Raw genomic sequence first — 23,899 nt, forward strand, 5'->3', positions numbered from 1 at the left:
CCGGCGAAACGCCTGATTAACGCTTAAATGATGATGCCGAATTAACGAACGCGACGCAGGTAGCCGTCCGGTGCAACGGTGAGCAGCAGTTTGTTTTGCATCTGTTGGTCAATCTCAAAGTCCTTGTTCTCTTCAAGGTACTTCCACACGGCGGTTTTCGGGTTATCTCCCGGGCCCCATGGACGATCCGGGAAGAAGTCAGCCGGCATGTCTTCCACCACGGTATCCATCACCACGCAGTAACTGCCCACCGACACCAGTGGCGCGTAGAGGCGCAGCTCTTCCAGTACGTGATCGTGAGTATGGTTGGAGTCCAGCACCAGGATGACTTTCTTGCCTTCGGCCGCAGCACGTACCTGAGCAGCGATCGCCGGGTCGATGCTAGAGCCTTCGATCATCTTGATGCGCTTGCTCATCGAATGGCTTTCGATGGCTTCGCGGTTGTGCGGGCGGATGTCCAGGTCGATGCCCAATACTTCGCCGTGGCCTTGCAGTTCCAGCAGGGATGCGTAGTAGATGATCGAACCGCCGTGGGCGATGCCGCATTCGATCACCAGGTCTGGTTTGACCTGCCAGATGATCTCTTGCATCGCCATCATGTCTTGCGGCAGCTGGATGATCGGACGGCCCATCCACGAAAAGTGGTAGCTGTACTTGTGTTTGGCCGATTCGTTGAAGAAATCCCGGGCCAGACCGGTCAGTTTCTGGTCATCGCCCTGACGTGCGATTTCTGCCTGGCACTCGGCTTCGAAGGCTTTATTGATGGTGTTGTCGGTCATTTTAAAAGTCTCAATAGTCACTGGAACGAAGCGCTGTCTACGGCGTGATAGACGTAGCGTCCACCGGTCATCCGCTTGATTTCTTCGAGGTAGTTGGAGTTCATCACAAACAGGTTGGCGCCTTCGGGCAAGGCGTCCATGGCTTCTTGCGGCGAGGACACACGCGCACCGCTCAGGGGCAGATAGCGGCCCTGTTTGGCCGGGTTGATATCCACCACGCGATCCACCGCCACCCCGGCCCGCTGCAGGAACAGCGAATAGATCACGCCTTTGGACGACGCGCCCCAGATCGCCGAGCCCTGCTCCGGGTTGGCCTTGATGATCTGCACCGCGCGCTCAAGGCTGCTGGTGAAATTTTCTGGCAGGTCCTGGCGTGGCACCGGTTGTTCCGGAGTCAGGCGCAAGGTCGACAGGTCGGCGACGATGTACAGGTATTGGCCACCAAACAGGTGACCGGCCTCGTGCACCGTGCCGAACATCCGGCGCAGGTCATCGAGACGGAAATAATTGACGTGCTCGTAGAACAGATCGAACCAGGCGCGGTGCTCCAGAATCCAGTCGAAGCACGGCACTTCGATGTAGATCTGCCCGCCCTGATTGGCCTCGGCCATTTCAGCCAGGAAGCTCACCGGGTCCTGAATGTGTTCCAGTACATGACGCAGCACGATGGCGTCCGCCGCCAGACCGAGGCCGCGTGTGAACGGAGCCTTGATGACATCGCAATTGCTGCCTTCGTAGGCCGGGTCAATGCCGGTGATGGTGTAGCCCAGACCTTTCAGGCGTTCGAGAAAATATCCTTTGCCGCAGCCGACTTCGATCAACTCCTGGCCCTTGAAGTGGCGGGCAATGATCCCTTCCACATCACTCAGGTGCTGCTGGAACTGGCCGGAGTGAGCCTGCTCGTTCTGGTAGTCAGCGTCGTAACTGAGCTTGTCGGCATCGAAGACCTGGTTGAAGATCAACCCGCTCTGTTCGTCCTGCACCAGGACCATATCGGCACGGGCAGAAGCCCGGGCCGATTCCGGATCGGCGAAGGTTCGGTTCTGCAACACCGGCAGGTCGGCGACCCGATATAACTCATGCTGCATGATTGCCTCCCAGTAGCTGTTGCAAACGGTCCGCCACGCCCCAGAACGCCATCGGTTCATGGCTCGGGTATGGGTAGTGACCCAAGTTCAGACTGATCGAGGCGCCGCGTTCCCGCCGTCGCTGTTCCACCAGTGCCCTGACCGATATCGGCCGGCCGCTGGAACAATTGACCACCCCATTGAACGTCCGCTGTTGCAGGATCGCCGCCAGGTAATCGGCGGCGACATCGATGGCCAGGTAGTCGCGCAGCTGCTCGCCGGCCGACATGTTGAAGGTGTCGTCGCCGGCATCGATTGCCCGGTCCAGCGCTGCCAGCAAACTGTTGGGGTTCTGGCCTTCGCCGTGCAGGTAAAACAGCCGCGCCCACTGCAGGGTGAACGGCTGAACCCGCTGCAAGTTTTCCAGAAACAGCCGCAGCGTATTTTTGGCCAACCCGTACGGATTGCCCGGCTGCGGTGCGGCCTGCTCGGTGAGCGGCCCGCTTTGCATGCCGTACTCGAAACACGTGCCGGTGACCAACACCTGCGACACGCCCGCCTCGACCGCGCCCTTGATGAACCGATAGTCGGCCATCAGGTTGTGCTCGAAATGGAACAGCGCCTGATAGTTCGGCAAACCGGGCCAGGCCAGATGCACCAAGGCATCGATGCCAGAGGTCAGCGCCACGAGAGGCAGGTCGGCGGCGTGAATATCCGCCGCGATGAATTCCACGTCATTGATCCACGGCAAACCCGCCGCAGTCTCGGCATTACGTGCCACGGCGCGGACGTCACAACCCCGGGCAAGCAACGCTGCGACCAGATGTCGGCCGACGAACCCGGTAGCGCCGGTAACCAGCACCTTCACAGGACGGTCAACTCAGGAACGGCGATCACAAAGCGACCGTCCCACTCGCGCACCCGGGCCAGTTGCTGGCTGACTTCGTGCAACAGGTTCCATGGCAGGACCAGCACGTAATCAGGTTTTTCCAGGTCGATTTGCGCAGGCGACACAATCGGAATGCGGCTGCCCGGCAGGTACTTGCCCTGCTTGTGCGGGTTGGCATCGGCCACCCAGGCCAGCAAGTCCGGCTTGACCCCGGCGTAGTTGAGCAAGGTGTTGCCCTTGGCCGCCGCGCCGTAACCGACCACGCGCTTGCCATCGGCCTTGGCCTGCAACAGGAAACGCAGCAGTTGATGCTTGATGCGTTCGGCCGCCGGCGTCAGGGTCGCGTAGTACTCAGGGGTTTTCACCCCCGCCGTCTGTTCGGCTTGCAACTGTTGCTGCACTGCCGGCTGCACGTCGCGACGTACGCCATCGATACGCTGGACGAACACCCGCAGCGAGCCGCCATGGGTCGACAACTGACTGACGTCGAACACTTCCAGACCATTGCGTTCGCACAAGGTCTGCACGGCAGTCAGGGACAGGTAGGAATAGTGCTCGTGATACAGCGTGTCGAATTGCTGGCCGGCCATCAGCGTCAGCAATTGCGGAAACTCGAACGTCGCCACCCCTGTCGGTTTAAGCAGGGTCGCAAAACCGCCGAGGAAATCATTGATGTCAGGGACGTGGGCCAACACATTGTTGGCGGCCATCAGGTCGGCGGACCAACCTTCAGTGACCAATTGCGCGGCGGTCTCGCGACCGAAAAACAGCTCACGAATCTCCAGGCCTTTTTCCCGGGCCGCTTGCGCGGTGCTGCGGGTGGGCTCGACGCCCAGGCAAGGGATGCCGCGTCCGGCGACGTACTGCAACAGGTAACCGTCGTTGGCGGCGATTTCCACCATGCGGCTGTCGACCGTCAGGCCGAAGCGTTCGACCATCTCGGTCACATAGCGCTCGGCATGGGCCAGCCAAGTGCTCGAGAACGAACTGAAATAGGCGTACTCGGCGTCGAACAGGCTGTCGGCGCGGGTGTAATCCTCGGTTTGCACTAGCCAGCACTGCTGACACACCGCCACTTTCAACGGCACCCACTGCTCGGCTTGTTCCAGCTGATTGGCGTGCACATAGGCGTTAGACGGCGGCGAGGTACCCAGATCGATCAGCGGCAACGCCAGCGGCGTAGCGCAACCACGGCAGTTCATAGACGCACTCCGGCGAAGTGTTCATCGAGCACGGGATGGCTGGCGTCCCGGGCTGACAGATTATTGACAGGCAACGGCCAGGCTATCGCCAGCCGTGGATCGTTCACCGACAAACCGCCCTCGTGCGCCGGCGTGTAATCGGCGCTGTGCAGGTAGAGCAACTCGGCGTCATCGGTGAGCGTCTGAAAACCGTGGGCGAACCCGGCCGGGATCAGCAAGCTGCGCCCGTCACCGGCGCGCAGGTGTTCGGCGTGCCAGTGCAAGAAGGTCTCGGAGTCGGGGCGCAGATCCACCGCCACATCCCAGACTTCACCGCGCAAGCAGGTGATCAACTTGGCTTCCGGCGCATTGGCGTTCTGGTAATGCAAGCCACGCACACTGCCCCGTGCGCGGGTGCAGGAATGGTTGATCTGGCGGATATGAAACGCCTGGCCGAAAGCAATCAAGCTGCCTTCGCAGAACAGCCGTGCAAAGTGCCCGCGATCATCCTCGAAGCGCTTGTGCTGCACGCTGAACAAGCCGTTGAGCGGCAACGCGTTCAATAGAAACTCGCTCACAACGCGCCTCGGTACAGGTTCAACTGGCCCAGGGTTACTTCACGCATGTCGTTGCCGTTTTGCCACGCCAGATGCCAGTCGAGGGTCTGAGTCAGGCACTGCTGCAACGACCAGCGCGGTTGCCAGCCCAGCAGTTGACGGGAGCGGCTGCTGTCCAGGCGCAGCAGGCCGGCCTCATGCAAATCACTCGGTTCGATGCGCAGGCCACGGGGCTGCGGCCAGCGACTGGCGAGCAACTCGACCACTTCGCCGACGCTGCACATGTCGGCTTCGCTCGGGCCAAAATTCCATGCACCCGCGTATTCCGGGCCTTGTTCGTAGAGGCCGGCAGCCAGTTGCAGGTAACCGGCCAGCGGCTCCAGGGCATGCTGCCAAGGGCGCACGGCGTGCGGATAACGCAGGGTCACGGGTTCGTCTGCCGACCAGGCTCTGAGCACGTCCGGGATCAAGCGCTCGGGTGCAAAATCGCCACCGCCCAACACGTTGCCGGCGCGGGCCGTGGCCAGGGCCAGACCGTGTTCGGCATGCTTGTCGGCCGGGAAGAACGACGCGGCGTAAGACTGCGCCAGCAATTCGCAGCAGGCCTTGCTGCTGCTGTAAGGATCGTGGCCACCAAGGGCTTCATCCTCGCGGTACGGCCACAGCCATTCTTTGTTGGCGTAGACCTTGTCGGTGGTCACCAGCACACAGGCGCGGACGCAGCCGACCTGGCGGATCGCTTCCAGCAGATTCAGGGTGCCCATGACGTTGCTGGAGTAGGTGCCCAGCGGATCGCGATAACCTTCACGCACCAGTGGCTGCGCCGCCAGGTGCAAGACGATCTCCGGCTCGATGTCGGCGATGATTTCAAGCAAGGCGCCCAAATCACGCAGGTCGCCACGCTGATCGTTGATGCCTTCGTGCACTCGCGCCAGTTCAAAAAGGCTCGGCTCGGTGGACGGGTCAAGGGAGAACCCACTGACCTCGGCCCCCAGGCTTTGCAGCCACAGCGTCAACCAACTGCCCTTGAAACCGGTGTGCCCGGTGACCAGAACCCGCTTGCCGCGCCAGAATTCCGGACTCAGTCCCATTGCTTCCATGGGGCCTCCCCGCTTTGCCACAGCGCTTCGAGGTGATTCTTGTCACGCAGGGTGTCCATCGGATGCCAGAAACCGTCGTGCTGGAAAGCATGCAGCTGTTCTTCACTGGCCAATGCCGCCAAGGGTTCTGCTTCCCAGGAAGTCTGGTCGTCGCCAATGTACGGCAACACCTTGGGCGACAGCACGAAGAAACCGCCATTGATCCAGCCGCCGTCACCGCGTGGTTTCTCAATGAAGCCTTTGACGCTGTCACCGTCGCGCTCCAGGGCGCCGTAACGTCCCGGCGGTTGCACGGCGGTCACCGTCGCGAGCTTGCCGTGGGCCAGGTGAAAGTCCACCAATGCGCCGATATTGAGGTCCGAAACACCGTCGCCGTAGGTAAAGCAGAAGGCTCTTTCGCCCTCCACATACCGCGCAGCGCGACGCAGACGGCCACCGGTCATGGTGTCTTCCCCGGTGTCGATCAGGGTCACGCGCCAAGGTTCGCTGTAGTTCTGGTGAACGTCCATGCGGTTATTGCACATGTCAAAGGTGACGTCGGAGGTGTGCAGGAAGTAGTTGGCGAAGAAGTCCTTGATCGCGTAGCCCTTGTAGCCAAGGCAGATCACGAAATCGTGGATTCCGTGCGCGGAGTACTGCTTCATGATGTGCCAGAGAATTGGCTTGCCGCCGATCTCGATCATCGGCTTGGGCTTGAGGTGCGACTCTTCGCTGATTCGCGTACCCAGGCCACCCGCCAAAATAACTGCCTTCATCCTCTTCCTCTCTTGTCCGTCACAGGGCTCAGCCAAGCTTTATCAAGCGTTTGCTGGCCTTCTGGATAAAACGCTCACGCCGTTCAAGGCACTGCTGACGACGCTGCCAGCGCTCGTTTTATGGCGATGTAAAGGGGGACTAGCAGGAAACGCGCCAGCTCTGCGACTCCAACGAGCTGCGCGGGTGCAAGGCAAACGCATGGCAAGAAACAGCCTGGCACTCAGGCCGAAACGAAAAAGGCGAACCCGGATCAGACACGACCGGATTTCCCCTTGTAACAGCTCAAATGCCTTCAATGGCACAAGGCATTGAAGGCGCAAAAAACAGGCGACTCAAGGTCGCCTGTTTTTTGGAGGGTGCGTGAAACGATCAGTCCGCCAACCAGCCATTTTCCCAGTAGCGCAGGTTATCGCCGCGCAACACGTAGTCGCGTAGAACCACCTCGCGCAACTCATCACCCATGCGATAGCTGGCGTCCGGGTCGGCCAGGTGCATGCGGATGGCTTGCAGCCATTCATCGGTGGTATTGGTTTTGATCCTTGTACATGGCAAGTACCCGCGATAAGCCTCGGTGTCGGTGCAGATCACCGGGTAACCGCACGCCCCGTACTCCAGCAGACGCAGGTTGCTCTTGCAGTCGTTGAAGATGTGGAATTCCAACGGTGCCAGCGCCAGGTCCAGGTTCAGGCTAGCCAGTTTCGCCGGATAGACATCCAGCCCGATCACGCCATGGAACTCATGCATGTACGGACGCAAATCGTCCGGGCACATACCAAAGAACACCCAGTCGACTTCGTTGGCCAACTCGCGAACCACGTCGGCAATCACCGCCAGGTCACCGTGGTGACTGGTGCCACCGCCCCAGCCGACCCGAGGTTTCTTCGAGGTGCGGCGCTGGCTGCGCATATTGCTCCACAGGTGCCTGGACAGCATATTCGGCACCACGCGAATGTCCTGATGCATGTCCGACAACGCATTACCCAGCGCCTCGGTGGAGACCACCACGCGATCGCACATACCGACCGCACGCCGCACCAGGCGCTCCATCTCGTCCTTGTTCGGCATATTTCGGATATGCGCGTTACGATGGGGAACGTTGATGACATAGTCATCCAGCTCGTAGATCCGTCGGGCATTGGAATAGGTTTGCAGCGGCACAATTTCGTTGATCGTGCCTTCGGAGTAGCGCCCCTGCAGGATGATCACGTCAGGCGACTGGCGCTCGATTTCAATCATCGAGGGCATGTTGTAGTGAATACGCCCCTCAGCCCGGCCCGCGGCTTCCAGTTCGATCATCGGCTGCGTCACGCGGTAATGGCCAATCGCGGAGGCATTGATTGGCACGGCGAGGATCTTCGGCAACTGCGCCTTGGAAAAAGGGCTCCATCCGGTACGCAAACCCGGTTCAAGGCTGAAGCTCGAACCACCCAGCCCCTGCAATGACAGGTTGATGTTGTAGGCCGGGTCTCGGGCGATAATTGGCAGCCAGCGTTTGTAAAACACTTCCAGTTCCTGGCTGCGCAAGGCCTGCTCACCTTCCTGCACGGCCACGACCGGGCGGGCGCCCAGCGCCAGTTTGGCATAGGGCGTCCACACCACCAGGTAACCGTCCTGGCCGATGCGCAGGCATAAGTCCACTTCATTGAAGGTTTGCGCGAGATATTGCTCGTCCAGCCCACCGACCGCGTCGAACACAGCCTTGCGTACCATCAGGCAATCACCGCCGACAGCACTCAGGTTGTGCGCGACCTGCAACCGAAACATGTAGCCCGCCGCCTGCAAGGATTCGCCGTAAAACGGCACGCCGGCCGGCCCTTGCAACCCCAGGATCAGGCCTGCGTGCAGCACCCGACCGTCCGGGTTGAACAACTTGGCACCCACCACGCCGACTTCCGGGCGCTGGGCGTGATTGAGCATCTCATCCAGCCAGTCGCTTTGGGTGATCACCGTGTAGGGGTTGAGCATCAGGACGTAGTCACCGGCGGCCTGCTTAACGGCGAAGTTGTACACCGCAGCAACATTGCCTTGCTGTGGAAACGGCACCACGCGGATCCGCTCGCTGCCCAACTGCGCCATACCGGACAGCCAGGCACGCGCCTCGGCACTTTCGCTGCCATTGTCGACCAACAACAGCTCGTAATCGCTGTAGGCAGTTTTCTCCAGCAGGCTTTCGACACAGCGCTGTAAAGCGACGGTCTGGTCCTTGCTGACGATGATGATCGACACCAACGGCCGAGCAGCGTGTTGATAATCGACACGGTTGATCAATTCAGCGCTGGCACTGCGGTTCTCATGGCGCACGCCCAAACGCTGCAAGTGCGCGTCCAACAGCAATGAGCTGCTATCCACCACGTCAGAGTGAGCCAGCCACTTGGCCAGATCGAATGTCGACTCCAGCAACACCTCGGCGATGTGCCCGATCACTTGGGTGCCGTCATGCTCAACCATGCGCCAGAGCGCATCGTGTGGCGCCAGCTCCCCATGCAGCGAATTGAAACCGCCCAGGACCAGGAAACGTTCACGCGCGAATGCCAGGGCTCGTCCCACATAGGGGTAGCTGCGCATCAGGTCGAGGTTGAAGTCAGGTTTGAATGCAGGCTCGGCCGATTCCCCCTGACGCAAACTGCCTTCGTCGCTGTACAGGCACGTCAGGGAGGGCGACAGGACAATGCGCTCTGCCATGGCCAGCAAGGCCGGCGCCACCAAGCGATCTCCGGCACGCAGCAGATAGAACCAGTCAGCACCTTCTAACTGCGGCAACAGCTCATTGACCTGCGCCAGCCAATCGTCTTGCAGGGGCAAACGAAAAACCCGTTCATCCAGTGCGGCTTCGGTGCAAGAAGCGGACAACACCAGCGTCAGCTCGGGCGCGTAGTCCTGCGCGGCGAGCGACTGTAGTGTGAGGTCAAGCGCTGATCGACTACCGTGCTCATCGATGATGACCGGAACGATTTTAGGTGCATGGGGCCAACCGGCGATGGTGTCCGACAACAACAACCGTTGACCATCGTTAAGCACACGGCAAGCCAGCCACTGCGTGTAGAGCTCGGAAAAACTCGTGCTGGCGATGCCGACATGCCATTCCTGAGCACTTTGTTTGGTACCCAGGGTTCGGCTCAAGGGCAGTTCTTCCCAGACCCGGGGCGATTCTTCGGCCCGGGTCAACGGCAGATAACGAACCCATCCCGGCGCCGGCGCCGGCTCACCGCTACGGGCCTTGAGCATCTGCAGCAACCATTCACGCTCAACCTCTTCGGCATCTTTCATCGCCTGCTGAGCGCTCAATCGCTCCGGGTACAGGCGCTCGACACTGAGCACATTGTTGGACATCACCAGATTGCCGCGCCGCAAAAGGCACACATACAAGGCAAAATCGAGAGTCGCCACAAAGCAGTGGCCGGCCTGCGACAGGGCTGGCAACAATTCCAGCACATCCGCCCGACGGAACAGCGCATTACTGAAACCACCGAGGATATTGACCGGAAAATTCTCGAAAATCGCCAGCAGGTCGTCGCCCTTGAACAGGCCACTCACCGGGGAAAGCGAGGTGTTCTCCAGTCGCGAAGGCAGCAGCATATCGTCCGCATCCCAGAACAACCGCTGGGCCAGCACCAGACTCACTTCATTACGCATAAGCTCATGTGCCTGCTGCTCGATGCAGGCGGTAAACAAATGATCGTCATCACAGAGAAACTTGATGAACTCTCCCTGCGCCTGTTGCAGGCAGGCTTGCAGGTTACCCACCATCCCCAGCGTTCGCGGGTTGCGCACGTAGTGCACGGCAACGCCCGTTTGCTCTGACACAGAAATGACCGCCTCTTCGATTTCAGTGCCACGACTGTCGTCGCACACAATGATCTCGAGATTGCCATAACCCTGACTCACGGCACTGTGCAATGCACGACCGAAAAATCGTGGATTGAAGGCAGGAATGACAAGGCTGACAAGAGGAAGTGAATTCACGGCGGGCTCGCAGGCGGCGAGAGCTCGCCCAGGAAAGCGAGCCCTTTGACCGCGGAAAAGACAGTAGATATGGGAGGGTCAGCGGTCACCGGGCGCCTGAGCGCCCGGCTACCGTCAGATCTTGTTGAACAGGCCCAGCTGACTGATCTTGCTGAACGCCAATTGCGCGGCTTGCAGCATGGTCTGTTGCAAGGTCAGGCGCGTCATGACTTCGGCAGGGTCGGAGTCACGAATCGACGACTGGGTCGCCGTGTTCGCAAGGGTCAGGCTCTGGTTGGTCGTGGTTTGATCATCCAGCGACTGACCGCGGGCACCGATCGAGGAGATAGCCGAGCCCAACTGATTATTGGCGCTGTCCAGATTCGCAAGGCCTGAATCCATAGCCGCCATGAATTGCTGCTTGGCAATCGTATTGCCATCAATCGGCGCGTTCATGGCGGTGATCATCTTGCCCAAGGTGTCGAGCACGTTCTGGGTCTGGTGATTGTTGGATTCGATCGCGAACTGATCGCCGGCGGCTGGAGCACTCCCCCCCAGAGTGAACGTCACGCCTGCAGCGGTGGCAGTGGACGGAGGACCGGCCACCACGGCGCCCGAAGACACCGGTCGGCTGTTGGCTGTCACCGGCGCAGCGTACAGGTCGAAGGCTGTGGCGCTGGTGAACTTGAGGACCGCCCCGCCCGACGGGAACGCAGCGGTATAGGCTGCCGGGTTGGTCACGGCGGAGCCGGTGATGACCGCCGTGGACGGGTTGCCGGCGCTGCGCGTGGCGTTGAACGAGTCCGACGCTGCCGACAACTGGAAGGTGTGACCGGCAATCACCGTGTCCGGCACATCGCCCGACTGGAGGTTGATGTTCAGGTTCAGGTCGACGCCACGGAAGTTGACCACCTGGTTGGCGCCGTTGCTGTTGCTGAACGCGCCGTTCTGGCTGGCCTCGGTCGTTACATCATTGCCCAGCACATCGGTGATCTTCAGCTGGGTACTGCTGAGGAAGCTGACGATGTACGGCTGGCCGCTGGCGAACTTGGCGTCGTAGGTTGCGCTGTTGCTCACCTGACCATTGGACAGGACCACGCGACCATCATCCACCGCCGGGGCGGTCATGGTGGCCTGGGTGCGGCTGGTATTGACGGTCTGCTGGAACGCGTCCCAGCCGGTGGTGTTGGTCGCCACTGTCAAACCATCGCCGATGCCCAGGTTGATGTTGGTCTGGTCACCGTTGTAGGTGTAGGTGCCGTCGGAGTTCTGCGAGTACGGCGGGGTGTCGGTCTTCGAACCGGAGAACTGGTAGTTGCCGGCCGAATCCTTGGAGTTCATCAGGCCCAATACTTGCTGCTGGATCTGGCTCAATTCCGACGCGTACGCTTTACGGTCAGCGTCGGTGGCAGTGCCGTTGTTGGCACTTAGAGCGATTTCCTTGGCGCGCTGCAACGCGGTGCCAATGGAGTCCAGGGTAGTTTCCTGCAGGCTCAACGCACTCTTGGTCGTGCTGATGTTGCCATTGTACTGATCAAGCATCGAGCTCTGCTGACCGAGCTGCAGCAAACGACCGGCACCGATCGGATCATCAGCGGCCGTGTTGATGCGCACCAGGCTGCTGGCTTCGTTGCTGGTGGCGATAGCATTGTTGTAGTTGCGCTGATAGTTGGCAGCGGTCGTCTCGTAATACTGGGCGGTAGCAATGCGCATGAATTACGACTCCTTAAAGGCTGTTGATCAGCGTGCTGAAAGTTTCCTGCGCAGCCTTGATGATCTGCGACGAGGCGGTGTAGTACTGCTGATACTTGACCAGGTTGCCGGATTCTTCATCCAGGTTGACCCCGGACAGGGAATCGCGGGCACCTTTGGCCTGGGTCAGGATTGCGGTGGTGGCGGCGCTGTCGGACTTGCCCTGGGCTGCTTTGGTACCGACGTTGGTCACCAGTGTGTTGTAGGCGTCAGTCAGGCTGATGCCCTTGCTCGCCGAACCGGTGTCCACGGTCTGTTTGGTTTGCAGGCCCACCAGCGCTTGGGCGTTGCGGTTGTCCGAGGACGCCGCACCGGTCAGGGAAATCGAGAAGCTCTCGCCGCGGGTTGGCGAACCACCCACCGTGGTCTGCACGGTGAAGGTTTTCTGGGCTGGCGGTGTACCGCCATCCATGATCGGAGCACCCGTGGCGTCGACCATAGGGACGCTAAGGTTCAGGGTGTTGTTCTGGCCCGGAACAATGGCGCCACTGCCCAACGTATTGCCTTTGGCGTCGGTCAGGTTGTAGGTCTGACTGCCACCGCTCGATGCACCGAACGTCACCTTGACCGGTGTCGAGTACTGGAGCCCGGTCTGCAGGTCGGCCTGGGCCGTCGGGCTGTAAATGTCCAGCGTGCTGGTCAGCGTCGGCTGGGTGTAAGTGCCCGTGGCATTGGAGCTGGCCACGCCGCTCAATGGCGCTGCCGCCGCGATTTTTTTCGCGTCGTTCAGTATGGTCTGGATGCTGGTTGCGGCACCGCGAGTCGGGGTCACCTTGAAGGTGTCGCCAGCGCTCAAGGCACCGCCGTTCAGCGACAGGCTGAAACCGTCGATCACGGGGGGCGGCGTGGTCAAGGTGCTGAAGGCCCCCATGTCGGTGCCATCGGAGCGTTTGACGCTGTAGTTGGTGGCGCTGGTGAACGTCACCTGATAATCGCTGGTGGTCAACTTGCCAGTGTCCTTGATGGTCACATCGAGGTTGCCTGAACCGACACTGTTGCCCGACTGGCCAATGCTGCGCTGACTGATCAGCGTGGCGCTGTTGATGTTGTTGAAAATCGCCGAGCCGAAGTCACCGTTCTTGTCGATGCCCTGCGCCTGCTGACTGTTGACTTGGTCAGCCACCACCAGGGCCACACGCCCCAGTTCGTTGAGCGACGGGTCGAGCACATCCTTGCGGTAGCTAAGCAGGCCACCCATTTGGCCGCCGGTGACCAGTGACGTAATGTCGATGGTGCTGGAGCCACGGTTTACCTGCACCGCCATGCGCGACGGATCGTCCTTGCTCGGTACGGTTTCCAGGGTATTGGTGGTGTTACCCATCACCAATGGCTGGCCGCTGCCGACGTAAATGTCGTAGCTGGTACCGCGCTCGACAACTTGCGCACCGATCAACCCGGAGAGTTGGCGCACCGCTTCGTTACGGCTGTCGAGCAGGTCGTTCGGCTGGCCGCCGCTGGTGGAGACCTCACCAATTTTCTGGTTGAGATTGGCGATCGAGGTGGCCAGATTGTTCACCTGGGTCGCCATGTCGCCCAGGCTGCCATTGAGGGTGGTGTTCTGGTCGTTCAACTGCTTGGCGATGGTGTTGAAACGACTGCTCAACGCCTGGGCGCCGGTCAGCACCGACTGGCGCGACGTATCGTCGGTTGCCGATGCCGAAACACCTTGCATCGAGGTGAAGAATTTCTGCAGCACGCTGGTCAACCCGGTATTGGTATCGGACAGCGTGGCGTCCAGCGGCGTGGCCTGAGCCAGGTAAGACGAGGACTCACCATCGAGCGTTGTGGCGGTACGCAACTGCGAATCGAGGTAGGAGCTATACACCCGGCGAACGTCCGCCAGGGTCGTGCCTGTGCCGATGAAGACGCTCCCGAACTGTTGCGAAGCCTTGGTGCCCTGCACGGTTTGCTGACGCGAATAACCGGCGGTGTCGACGTTGGCAATGTTGTTGCCCGTCACAGCCAAAGAGGATTGGCTAGCCGCCAGACCCGACATCCCGATATTGAGCAAACTCATGGTTAAGACCTTATGCCTTATGCCTTATAAAGGCGTGGTGGAAGCGCCCGCCGCAGCGTAGTTTTGGTAATTCGTCATCTGCTTGGCTATCTGCGAAATCTTGTTTGCGTAGTTCGGGTCGGTTGCATAACCGGCCTTTTGCAACTCACGTACAAACTGTTCCGGGTTATCGGCCGACTTCACAACATCTTGATAGCGATTATTGGATTGCAGCAAAGTCACCAGGTCATGGAAGCTGTCTTTGTACGACGCATAGGAACGGAACTCGGCCGTCTCCTTGACCATTGCACCATTCCTGAATTCGCTGGTGATCGCCCGAGCCGAATCGCCCGTCCAACTGTCACCGGCCTTGATGCCGAACAGGTTATGACTGCTGCTGCCATCCTGAGCACGCATGACCGACTTGCCCCAACCGGTTTCCAGGGCGGCCTGGGCCACCAGGTAACGCGGATCGACGCCAATGCGGGCGGCGGCTTCCTTGGCCATCGGCAGCATGGTATTGACGAATTCGTCCGCGGAACTGAACGCTTTTTTCGCCGGTGCCAAGGGGATCTGCGCCATGGCGCGTCCATAAATCTGCATCTGTCCGCTCGATGCCGAATCCGCTTGCGAGGCCAGCCAATCGCCGTTGTACAGCGGGCCGACACCGGTAGACAGGGTGGCACGTTCCGGCAACAGGTTTTTGTTGAGGGTTGCGGCGGCCGTCGTGGTACTGGTCGTGGTTGACGGCACCAGGCCGGCGAGTAGACGGTCAGCCAGTTGCGGCGGCAAGGCCAGGCGACGCTGGTTGAGCAGCGCCACGTCATTGCTATGAGGGGCGGTCGCCTGCGGTGCCTTGACCGAGCGCGAGGCCCACAACGGACGCTCGCCGTTGAGGCGCGACAACGGGCCGTTAGTGGCGACCGTACCGGCAGCCACCGGCGTCGAGGTTGCCGCGGCCTTGGCTCTCGCCGCGTCTTGCTTGGCCGCCGAATTCGCCGCCGCCTCACCTGGCGCCAGCGGTTTATTCTTCGACATCTGGCGCATCAGCACGTCGGCCAGACCAATACCGCCGCCCTGGCGAGACATGGAAACGGCCAACTGCTGATCGTACATTTCCTGGTATTGCTTGGCTGCGGGCGTGTTGAGCGGATTGTCCTTCCCCAGCGCTTCAGTGGCCGAGCGCATGGACTTGAGCATTTCACCGAGGAACAGCGACTCGAACTCCTGCGCCACCTTGCGCATGTTGCCGTCACTGTTCTTGTCGCCGACCTTGAGCTGATTCAGACGATTAAGGTCCGAATAGGAACCCGAGTCGCTCGTACTGACCAGACCGCTCTTGCGCATATCCATGGTCGCCGTCCTCAGATCACGATCAGGTCGGCTTGCAATGCGCCGGCCTGCTTCAGTGCTTCGAGGATGGCCATCAAGTCACCCGGTGCCGCGCCGACCTGGTTCACCGCACGCACGATTTCGTCGAGGGTGGTGCCAGGGCCGAACTTGAACATCGGCTTGGCTTCCTGCTGGGCATTGACCCGCGAGCGCGGCACGACCGCCGTCTGACCATTGGACAGAGGGCCGGGCTGGCTGACGATCGGGTCTTCGGTGATCGTTACGGTCAGGCTGCCGTGGGTCACGGCGGCCGGGGAAACCTTGACGTTCTGGCCAATCACGATGGTGCCGGTTCGGGAGTTGATGATGACTTTCGCCACCGCCTGACCCGGATCGACTTCGAGGTTCTCAAGGATCGACAGGTAATCGACCCGCTGGCTTGGATCGAGCGGCGCGCTGACCCGAATCGAACCGCCGTCGATGGCCTGGGCAACGCCAGGGCCGAGCATGTTGTTGATCTTGTCGACGATACGCTTGGCGGTGGTGAAGTCCGAACGGTTGAGGTTCAGGGTCAGGCTGTTGCCCTGGTTGAAACCGCTCGGCACCGAGCGCTCCACCGATGCACCACCGGGAATGCGACCGGCTGACGGAACGTTGACGGTGATCTTCGAACCGTCGCGACCTTCAGCATCGAAGCCGCCGACCACCAGGTTGCCTTGGGCGACCGCATAAACGTTGCCGTCGATACCTTTGAGCGGCGTCAGCAACAAGGTGCCGCCACGCAGACTCTTGGAGTTACCGATGGACGATACGGTGATGTCGATTTGCTGACCCGGCTTGGCAAACGCCGGCAAATCGGCACTGATCGACACCGCTGCGACGTTCTTCAACTGCACGTTGCCCGAACCCGGCGGCACCTTGATGCCGAACTGCGAGAGCATGTTGTTGAAGGTTTGCAGGGTGAACGGCGTCTGCGTCGTCTGGTCACCGGTACCGTTAAGCCCGACCACCAGGCCGTAACCGATCAATTGGTTGGAACGCACGCCCGAAATACTGGCGATATCCTTCAACCGCTCGGCTTGAGCGCCGAAGGCTGCGGACATCAGGAGCGCTGCCACCATCAGGTGTTTGAAGTTCAACATGGGGCGGGTCATCTCTTATTTCCTGGGCTGCGTTGAGGCCTGAGCGCGTGCCAGGCAAGGCGCAGGCCGCCGCCAATGGTCGTTCCCTTGGCAAGGCCTGCAACGCAGCATGGCGCGCGCTCAGGCACAACCCGGAGGGCCGGGCCTGCTTTTACGCAGGGCGGCGTTACTCGTCGTTTATTTGGAACAACCAAACTGCACTCCTCGCGCCTTGCCCTGCGTAAAAGCAGACCCGGCGCAGCCCAGGAAATAAGAGATGACCCGCCCCCCACCTAGAAAGGGAACAGCGGGCTGAGGAAGAAACGGTCGAACCAGCCTGGCTGACTCGCATCGGCAAACGAACCGGTGCCCGAGTAGGTGATGCGTGCATCGGCAATGCGCGTCGACGAAACCGTGTTATCGGTGGCGATGTCGTCGGCCCGAACCAGGCCGGCAATGCGCACCAGCTCGTCACCGGTGTTGAGGGTCATCCACTTCTCGCCGCGCACGGCGATGATGCCGTTGGGCAGCACGTCGGCGACGGTCACGGTGATCGAACCGATGAGGCTGTTGCCCTGCCCGGCCTTGCTGTCGCCCTTGGTCGCGCGGTCGCCGTTGTAGCTGGCATCCAGGGTCAGGTCGCCGCTGCCAACCGGGTTATTTACGTTGGGCGTGCTGCCGAACAATGAGGTCAGGCCAATGCTGGTCTTGCTGGTCTTGTCGATCTGGGAGTTGGCATTCTTGCTGGCCTGGGTCTTCTCGTTCAGGGTGATGGTGATGATGTCACCGACCCGGAACGCCTTGCGGTCGCCATACAGGTTCTGTTCGAAACCGGCCTGGTAGATCGAGCCATTGTTCGCGGCAGCCGGCAACGGCGTCCGCGGCAACACCGGGGCGTAGTAAGGGTCATTGGGCTTGGGCGTCGTAGGGACGCAACCCGCCAGCGCGGCGACTCCACTCAGTGCCAGAACAGATACAAAGCGATTCATGACCCTACCTCACGGTGTTGCAGGCGGCCTCATGGCCACCTCTTAGACTTGATTACAGATTCTGCGTTACGAACGAGAGCATCTGGTCGGCGGTGGAGATCACCTTGGAGTTCATCTCGTAAGCGCGCTGAGTGGTGATCATGTTGACCATCTCCTCAACGGTGCTGACGTTCGAGGTTTCCAGGGTGTTCTGCAGGGTAGTACCGAAACCGGCGAGCCCTGGCGTCCCGACTTGCGGCGCACCGCTGGCTGCGGTTTCCAGGAACAGGTTGCCACCCACCGCTTGCAGGCCGGCCGGGTTGATGAAGTCGGCGGTTTGCAAGTTGCCGATCACCTGGGATGCCGGGTTGCCGGCAACCGTGATGGACACGGTGCCATCGCGACCGACCGTAAAGGTCTGGGCATCGTTGGGGATGACAATGGCCGGTTCCAGGGCGAAGCCGCTGGCGTTCACGATCTGGCCTTTGGAGTCCAGATGAAACGTACCGTCACGGGTGTAGGCCGTGGTGCCGTCCGGCTGCAGAATCTGGAAGAAACCGCGACCGTCAACGGCCATGTCGAGTGGCTGCTCAGTGGTTTGCAGGCTACCGGCGGTGAAGTTCTTCTGGGTGCCGACGATGCGCACACCAGTACCCAATTGCAAACCCGACGGCAGTTCACTGTCCTGGGTCGATTGAGCGCCTGGCTGGCGTTTGATCTGGTAGAGCAAGTCCTGGAACTCGGCACGGTCACGTTTGAAACCCGTAGTCGACACGTTTGCCAGGTTGTTGGAAATGGTCGTCAGGTTAGTGTCCTGGGCGGACAGACCTGTTTTGGCAACCCATAGAGCCGGAAGCATTCGATTCTCCTCGTGCGCCGTTTTTACGGCGCGACGTTCTGATAATTAGCTGATCTGCAAGACCCGAGCCATGGCCTGGTCATCGTCTTTGGCGGTGTTCATCATCTTGATGTGCAGTTCGAACTGCTTCGACAAGGCCAGCACCGAGGTCATTTCTTCCACGGCATTGACGTTGCTTGACTCGAGGAAACCGGAGATCAGTTTGACGCCGGAATCGGCTTGCGCCGGCTTGCCGTCCTTGGTGTGGATCGAGCCGTCCAGCCCCTTGGTCATGTTTTTGAAGTCAGGGTTGACCAGTTTGATACGGTCGACTTCGGCCATCACGCTAGGGCCTTCGCCCATCGAACGAATGCTGATGGTGCCGTCCTCGCCCACTTCGATTTGCTGCTCGGGCGGCACGGCAATCGGCCCGCCATTGCCGATCACCGGCATACCGTTGCCGGCACGCAGCACGCCCAGGGCGTCAACGTTAAGGCTGCCGGTACGCACATAGCTTTCGCCGCCGCCGGGGTTCTGCACCGCCAGCCAGCCACTGCCTTGAACGGCGACATCGAGGTCGCGACCGGTTTGCACCAAGGCGCCCGGGGAGAAGTCGGTGGCTGGACGTTCGGACATGGCAAACGCCCGCGCCGGAAAGCTGTCACCAAACACCGGCATCGAACGCGCCTGCTCCAGGTCTTTCTGGAAGCCGTTCGTGGAGATGTTCGCGAGGTTGTTGGCATGTGCCTTCTGCGCCAGTGCATTCTGGCTGGCGCCGGTCATTGCCACATAAAGGTACTTGTCCACACTCTTTCCTCTGCATGCCGGACGTTTGCCGCCCACTGCTGTACTGCTCAGCCATAAGCAATTTGCAGACCAACTTTTTTTTGGCGGTACGGGGCCCGGCAAACAAAGGACTTGCCGCGTTCAGGATGGATTTTAGGATTGTGTCAAAGACGAAAAACCGGCGGTGTTATGCCGGTGAGAGGCAACTACCAGCCTCTTGTAGTTCGTAGCAGCTGCCGAGCACCGCGAGGCTGCGTTCGGCGGCGAAGCCGTTGTGAGATCAGACACTGCGGTGTGTCAGGAAAATCCTGGATGCAGGGTTTGCGACGGCTTCGCCGCCGAACGCAGCCTCGCGGTGCTCGGCAGCTGCTACGGGGCTATGTGCTGCCGGGTTCTTTGCCGACTTCATACTCGCGCAGCTTGTTGGCGATGGTGGTATGCGAAACCCCCAACCGCTTACCCAATTGGCGACTGCTGGGGTGCTCCGAATACAAGCGCTCCAGCACCGCCTTCTCGAACCGCCCGACGATCGCATCCAGCCCGCCCTCGAGCGAAAAATCGCCAAGCGGCTGACGCACGCCGTAGTCCGGCAAACGAATATGCTCCGCCTTGACAGTCCCGCCGTCGCACAGGGAAACCGCCTGGAACAGCACGTTTTCCAGCTGCCGCACATTGCCCGGCCAGTGGTAGTGACTGAGCCGTTCCATCGCCGCCGGCGCCAGTTTCGGCAGCGGACAACCGATCTGCCGACTGGCCTGATCGAGGAAGTGCTCCACCAGCGGTGTCAAACCGTCGAGGCATTCACGCAACGGCGGAATGTGCAACGACAGCACGTTCAAGCGGTGATACAAATCCTGGCGAAACTCCCCGCGCGCGCACAACTCGGAAAGATCGACCTGCGTCGCACAGATCACTCGCACATCCAGATAAACCTCTTCATCACTGCCCACGCGACGGAAGCATCCGTCCTGCAGGAAGCGCAGCAGTTTTACCTGCAGGCGCGGGCTCATTTCCCCAACTCCATCGAGAAACAGCGTACCGCCGGCCGTCAGCTCCAGCAGCCCGAGCTTGCCCTCGGCCCGCGCCCCTTCGAAGGCGCCGGGGCCGTAGCCAAACAACTCGGTCTCGGCCATGGATTCCGGCAAGCCGGCGCAATTAAGCGCCATTAACGGCGACTGCCCGCGCGGACTGGCCAGGTGACAGGCTCGCGCCAGCAACTCTTTGCCGGTACCGGTTTCACCTTCTATCAATAGCGGCGCATCCAGCGGCGCCATACGTCGGGCTTCGCGCACCACGGCGGCCATCACTTTCGAACTTTGAAAGATACTGTCGAACCCGCGCAGTTCCTGCTTGCGCACGTTATAGATGCGCTCCCCCACCCGATCGGCGCGGTGCAGCGTCAAGACCGCGCCAGCCATGGCCTCGCTGTCGTCATGCTCCGACTGCAGCGGCGCGATATCGGCGAGAAACACGTCACCCTTGACCTTGACCCGCAACCCGTTGATCCGCGATTTATTGGCGCGCACCAACTCCGGCAGGTCGAAATCCTCGGCGTACCGCGACAGCGGAATCCCCGGCACCTCGTCCACCCGCACGCCGAGCAACTGCGCCGCCGCGCGGTTGGCCGCGACGATGGAGCCGCCCATGTCGATCGATAGCACTGGGAACTCCAATGCGCCGAGCAGGGCATTGAGCTCCATGTGCCGGCGCTCACTGGGCATAAGTCCTACGCGCTTGACGCCAAAAACTCCCGCAATGGCTTCGAACTTCGGACGCAGCGCCTGAAACTGAATGTTGATCAGGTTCGGGCAATGCAGGTAAATCGCGTTGCCATGCTCGCCCCCCACTTCGCCGCGAGCAACGTTGATCCCGTACTCCACCAGCAAGTTGAGAATGTCGCGCAGGATGCCGATGCGGTTCTGGCAGTGGACTTTGATACGCATATAAAGGCCCGAAAAAACGGTGAATGTGGTTGATGCCAGACACGGAACCTGTGGGAGCGAGCCTGCTCGCGAAAGCGGTCTGTCTGATACATCAATGCTGGATGTGCCGACGCTTTCGCGAGCAGGCTCGCTCCCACAGGGTGATTTTTCTGCTGGAGCGCTCAGATAGTCGTCAAGATTATGTGACAGGGTTGAGCCTTTTCAAACCCCGAAATCTCAATACCTACGCGACAGCCGACGAAGCGTAACGAAAACTTTACGAAAAGCGGGAATTTTTCCTACAAGTAATGAGGAACACCTGCTGCAACCTCGCGACGCTTGAGGTATTTCTAAGTCCATAGCAGGACATAACAAGAATGAAATCCCCTAGCAGGAGAGCAGCATGAAGCAGACGCAATACGTGGCTCGCGAGCCCGATGCGCAAGGTTTTATCGACTACCCCGCCGAAGAACACGCGGTGTGGAACACGCTGATCACTCGCCAACTGAAAGTGATCGAAGGGCGTGCGTGCCAGGAATACCTGGACGGTATCGAAAAACTCGGTCTGCCCCACGACCGCATTCCGCAACTCGGCGAAATCAACAAAGTCCTCGGTGAAACCACCGGTTGGCAAGTTGCCCGAGTCCCGGCACTGATTCCCTTCCAGACCTTTTTTGAATTGCTCGCCAACAAGCAGTTTCCCGTGGCGACGTTTATTCGTACCCGCGAAGAGCTGGATTACCTGCAAGAGCCGGACATTTTCCACGAGATCTTTGGCCACTGTCCGTTGCTGACCAATCCCTGGTTTGCCGAATTCACCCACACCTACGGCAAACTTGGCCTACAGGCTTCGAAGGAAGAACGCGTGTACCTGGCGCGCCTGTACTGGATGACCATCGAATTCGGCCTGGTGGATACCCCGCAAGGTCGGCGCATTTACGGTGGCGGTATCTTGTCTTCACCGAAAGAAACCGTTTATTGCTTGTCGGACGAACCAGAACACCAGGCCTTCGATCCGCTGGAATGCATGCGCACGCCTTACCGCATCGACATCCTGCAACCGCTTTACTTTGTCTTGCCGAACCTCAAGCGTCTGTTCGACCTGGCCCACGAAGACATCATGGGCATGGTCAAACAAGGTATGCAGCTGGGGTTGCACACACCCAAATTTCCGCCAAAACCAAAAGCTGCGTGATCCGCGACTTTTACGATCAAGTGAGTCTGTCCGGAACCGACGCTTTGCTTTAGCGTGGTGACTCTGACGGCCGATTTTCAATCATTCGATTTCAGGAACCCATCATGTCCACATTGAACCAAGCCCATTGCGAAGCCTGCCAGGCCGGCGCCCCTCAAGTCAGCGACGAAGAACTGCCGGTCCTGATCAAGCAGATCCCTGACTGGAACATCGAAGTTCGCGACGGCGTGATGCAGCTGGAAAAAATTTTCCTGTTCAAAAACTTCAAACACGCACTGGCGTTCACCAACGCCGTCGGTGAAATCTCCGAGGCCGAAGGTCATCACCCTGGCCTTCTGACCGAGTGGGGCAAAGTTACCGTGACCTGGTGGAGCCACTCCATCAAGGGCCTGCACCGCAACGACTTCATCATGGCCGCGCGCACTGACGAAGTGGCCAAGGATGCCGAGGGCCGCAAATAATGCATTTCGACGCCATCGGCCGGGTGCCCGGCGACCCGATCCTCGGTCTGATGGAGGCCTATGCGCAGGACCCAAACCCGCGCAAGTTTGACCTCGGCGTGGGCGTCTACAAAGACGCCCAAGGCCTGACACCGATTCCTCAAGCGGTGAAACTCGCCGAGGCGCGCCTGGTGGATCGTCAAGCCACCAAGACCTACATCGGCGGTCATGGCGAGCCGGCGTTCGGCAAGGTCGTCAATGAACTGGTGCTGGGCGTCGGTTCGGCGCTGATTGCCGAACAACGTGCCGGCGTCACCCAAACCCCGGGCGGCACTGGCGCGCTACGCTTGAGCGCGGATTTCATCGCGCAATGCCTGCCCGGCCGCGGCGTGTGGCTGAGCAACCCGACCTGGCCGATTCACGAAACCATCTTCGCGGCAGCCGGGGTCAAGGTCAGTCATTACCCGTATGTCGGCAGCGACAACCGTCTCGACGTCGACGGGATGCTGGCGGTGCTCAACGAAGTGCCAAAGGGCGATGTGGTGCTGCTGCACGCCTGCTGCCACAACCCGACCGGTTTCGATCTGTCCCATGATGACTGGCGCCGAGTGCTGGAGGTGGTACGTCGCCGTGATCTGCTGCCGCTGATCGACTTCGCTTATCAGGGCTTCGGTGACGGTCTGGAACAGGATGCCTGGTCGACCCGGCTGTTCGCCGCCGAACTGCCGGAAGTGTTGATCACCAGTTCCTGCTCGAAGAACTTCGGGCTGTACCGGGACCGCACTGGCGCGCTGATTGTCTGCGCGAAAACCGCCGACAAACTGGTGGATATCCGCAGTCAACTGGCCAACATTGCGCGCAATCTGTGGTCGACGCCACCGGACCACGGGGCTGCCGTGGTAGCGACCATCCTGGGCGATCCGGCGCTCAAAAGCCTCTGGGCCGATGAAGTGGAAGCCATGCGCTTGCGCATCGCCCAACTGCGTAGCGGCCTGGTGGAAGCCCTTGAGCCCCACGGCTTGCGCGAGCGCTTTGCGCACATTGGCGTGCAACGCGGGATGTTTTCCTACACTGGCTTGACGCCGGAGCAGGTCAAGCAGCTGCGTGATCATCACAGCGTTTACATGGTGGGCACTGGACGGGCGAACGTGGCCGGGATTGATGCGACGCGTCTGGATCTGTTGGCCGAGGCCATCGCCGCAGTCTGCAAATAAACCTGTAGGAGCGAGCTTGCTCGCGAAGGAGTATCAACTCCTTAGCGGGCAAGCTCGGGGCTAC

The 23,899-nt window shown here is 60.3% G+C and carries 19 protein-coding genes; 3 read left to right on the forward strand and 16 right to left on the reverse strand.

Annotated elements, in window-relative coordinates; genetic code table 11:
* Positions 1-41: 41 nt before the first annotated feature.
* The 16 genes from ACM6IR_RS01880 to ACM6IR_RS01955 form a co-directional block, all read right to left on the reverse strand.
* A complete protein-coding gene (locus tag ACM6IR_RS01880; RefSeq protein ID WP_414906123.1) occupies positions 42-779 on the reverse strand; it encodes a cephalosporin hydroxylase family protein in 738 nt (245 codons plus the stop codon).
* A 17-nt stretch (positions 780-796) separates the two neighbouring features.
* Positions 797-1,867: a class I SAM-dependent methyltransferase gene (locus tag ACM6IR_RS01885; protein ID WP_414906124.1), complete on the reverse strand. Its 1,071-nt coding sequence runs from the start codon at positions 1,865-1,867 to the stop codon at positions 797-799.
* Entirely contained in the window at positions 1,857-2,714 is an 858-nt protein-coding gene (locus ACM6IR_RS01890) for an NAD-dependent epimerase/dehydratase family protein (protein WP_414906125.1), read from the reverse strand. Before ACM6IR_RS01890 ends, ACM6IR_RS01885 begins: the two co-directional genes overlap by 11 nt.
* On the reverse strand, positions 2,711-3,937 hold the full coding sequence (locus ACM6IR_RS01895) for a methyltransferase domain-containing protein (RefSeq protein ID WP_414906126.1): 1,227 nt from the start codon (positions 3,935-3,937) through the stop codon (positions 2,711-2,713). Before ACM6IR_RS01895 ends, ACM6IR_RS01890 begins: the two co-directional genes overlap by 4 nt.
* On the reverse strand, positions 3,934-4,494 hold the full coding sequence (locus ACM6IR_RS01900; protein ID WP_414906127.1) for a dTDP-4-dehydrorhamnose 3,5-epimerase family protein: 561 nt from the start codon (positions 4,492-4,494) through the stop codon (positions 3,934-3,936). Before ACM6IR_RS01900 ends, ACM6IR_RS01895 begins: the two co-directional genes overlap by 4 nt.
* Positions 4,491-5,573, reverse strand: coding sequence for a CDP-glucose 4,6-dehydratase (gene rfbG / locus ACM6IR_RS01905; protein WP_414906128.1), 1,083 nt, complete (start codon positions 5,571-5,573; stop codon positions 4,491-4,493). The genes ACM6IR_RS01900 and rfbG overlap by 4 nt, the downstream gene beginning before the upstream one ends.
* On the reverse strand, positions 5,555-6,328 hold the full coding sequence (rfbF, locus tag ACM6IR_RS01910) for a glucose-1-phosphate cytidylyltransferase (RefSeq protein ID WP_414906129.1): 774 nt from the start codon (positions 6,326-6,328) through the stop codon (positions 5,555-5,557). Before rfbF ends, rfbG begins: the two co-directional genes overlap by 19 nt.
* Before the next feature lie 370 nt (positions 6,329-6,698).
* On the reverse strand, positions 6,699-10,292 hold the full coding sequence (locus tag ACM6IR_RS01915) for a glycosyltransferase (RefSeq protein WP_414906130.1): 3,594 nt from the start codon (positions 10,290-10,292) through the stop codon (positions 6,699-6,701).
* Positions 10,293-10,406: 114 nt separating this feature from the next.
* A complete protein-coding gene (locus ACM6IR_RS01920) occupies positions 10,407-11,984 on the reverse strand; it encodes a flagellar hook-associated protein 3 (protein ID WP_414906131.1) in 1,578 nt (525 codons plus the stop codon).
* Positions 11,985-11,997: 13 nt separating this feature from the next.
* Complete coding sequence (gene flgK, locus ACM6IR_RS01925; RefSeq protein WP_414906132.1) at positions 11,998-14,040, reverse strand: flagellar hook-associated protein FlgK; 2,043 nt, start codon at positions 14,038-14,040, stop codon at positions 11,998-12,000.
* 24 nt (positions 14,041-14,064) lie between these two features.
* Positions 14,065-15,372 (reverse strand): flagellar assembly peptidoglycan hydrolase FlgJ, encoded by a 1,308-nt coding sequence (gene flgJ / locus ACM6IR_RS01930; RefSeq protein WP_414906133.1) that lies wholly within the window; start codon positions 15,370-15,372, stop codon positions 14,065-14,067.
* Between the two features lie 11 nt (positions 15,373-15,383).
* On the reverse strand, positions 15,384-16,493 hold the full coding sequence (locus ACM6IR_RS01935; RefSeq protein ID WP_414906142.1) for a flagellar basal body P-ring protein FlgI: 1,110 nt from the start codon (positions 16,491-16,493) through the stop codon (positions 15,384-15,386).
* 272 nt (positions 16,494-16,765) lie between these two features.
* Positions 16,766-17,461: a flagellar basal body L-ring protein FlgH gene (gene flgH, locus ACM6IR_RS01940; protein WP_414906134.1), complete on the reverse strand. Its 696-nt coding sequence runs from the start codon at positions 17,459-17,461 to the stop codon at positions 16,766-16,768.
* Between the two features lie 52 nt (positions 17,462-17,513).
* Positions 17,514-18,299, reverse strand: coding sequence for a flagellar basal-body rod protein FlgG (gene flgG, locus ACM6IR_RS01945; protein WP_414906135.1), 786 nt, complete (start codon positions 18,297-18,299; stop codon positions 17,514-17,516).
* Between the two features lie 45 nt (positions 18,300-18,344).
* Complete coding sequence (locus tag ACM6IR_RS01950) at positions 18,345-19,085, reverse strand: flagellar basal body rod protein FlgF (protein ID WP_414906136.1); 741 nt, start codon at positions 19,083-19,085, stop codon at positions 18,345-18,347.
* A 356-nt stretch (positions 19,086-19,441) separates the two neighbouring features.
* Entirely contained in the window at positions 19,442-21,007 is a 1,566-nt protein-coding gene (locus tag ACM6IR_RS01955) for a sigma-54-dependent transcriptional regulator (RefSeq protein ID WP_414906137.1), read from the reverse strand.
* A 382-nt stretch (positions 21,008-21,389) separates the two neighbouring features.
* On the opposite strand from ACM6IR_RS01955, the gene phhA reads away from it, so the two are divergent.
* The 3 genes from phhA (at position 21,390) to ACM6IR_RS01970 (ending at position 23,835) form a co-directional block, all read left to right on the forward strand.
* The gene (gene phhA, locus ACM6IR_RS01960; RefSeq protein WP_414906138.1) at positions 21,390-22,181 is read left to right on the forward strand and encodes a phenylalanine 4-monooxygenase; all 792 of its coding nucleotides are present in this window, start codon (positions 21,390-21,392) and stop codon (positions 22,179-22,181) included.
* Between the two features lie 104 nt (positions 22,182-22,285).
* Positions 22,286-22,642 carry a 4a-hydroxytetrahydrobiopterin dehydratase gene (locus ACM6IR_RS01965; protein WP_150785005.1) on the forward strand — a complete coding sequence of 119 codons (357 nt, stop codon included), beginning with the start codon at positions 22,286-22,288 and terminating at the stop codon, positions 22,640-22,642.
* Positions 22,642-23,835, forward strand: a complete 1,194-nt coding sequence (locus tag ACM6IR_RS01970) for an amino acid aminotransferase (RefSeq protein WP_414906139.1) — start codon at positions 22,642-22,644, stop codon at positions 23,833-23,835. Before ACM6IR_RS01965 ends, ACM6IR_RS01970 begins: the two co-directional genes overlap by 1 nt.
* Positions 23,836-23,899: the final 64 nt, after the last annotated feature.

The sequence above is a fragment of the Pseudomonas sp. IT-P253 genome (assembly GCF_949768125.1).
Taxonomy (GTDB): Bacteria; Pseudomonadota; Gammaproteobacteria; order Pseudomonadales; family Pseudomonadaceae; genus Aquipseudomonas.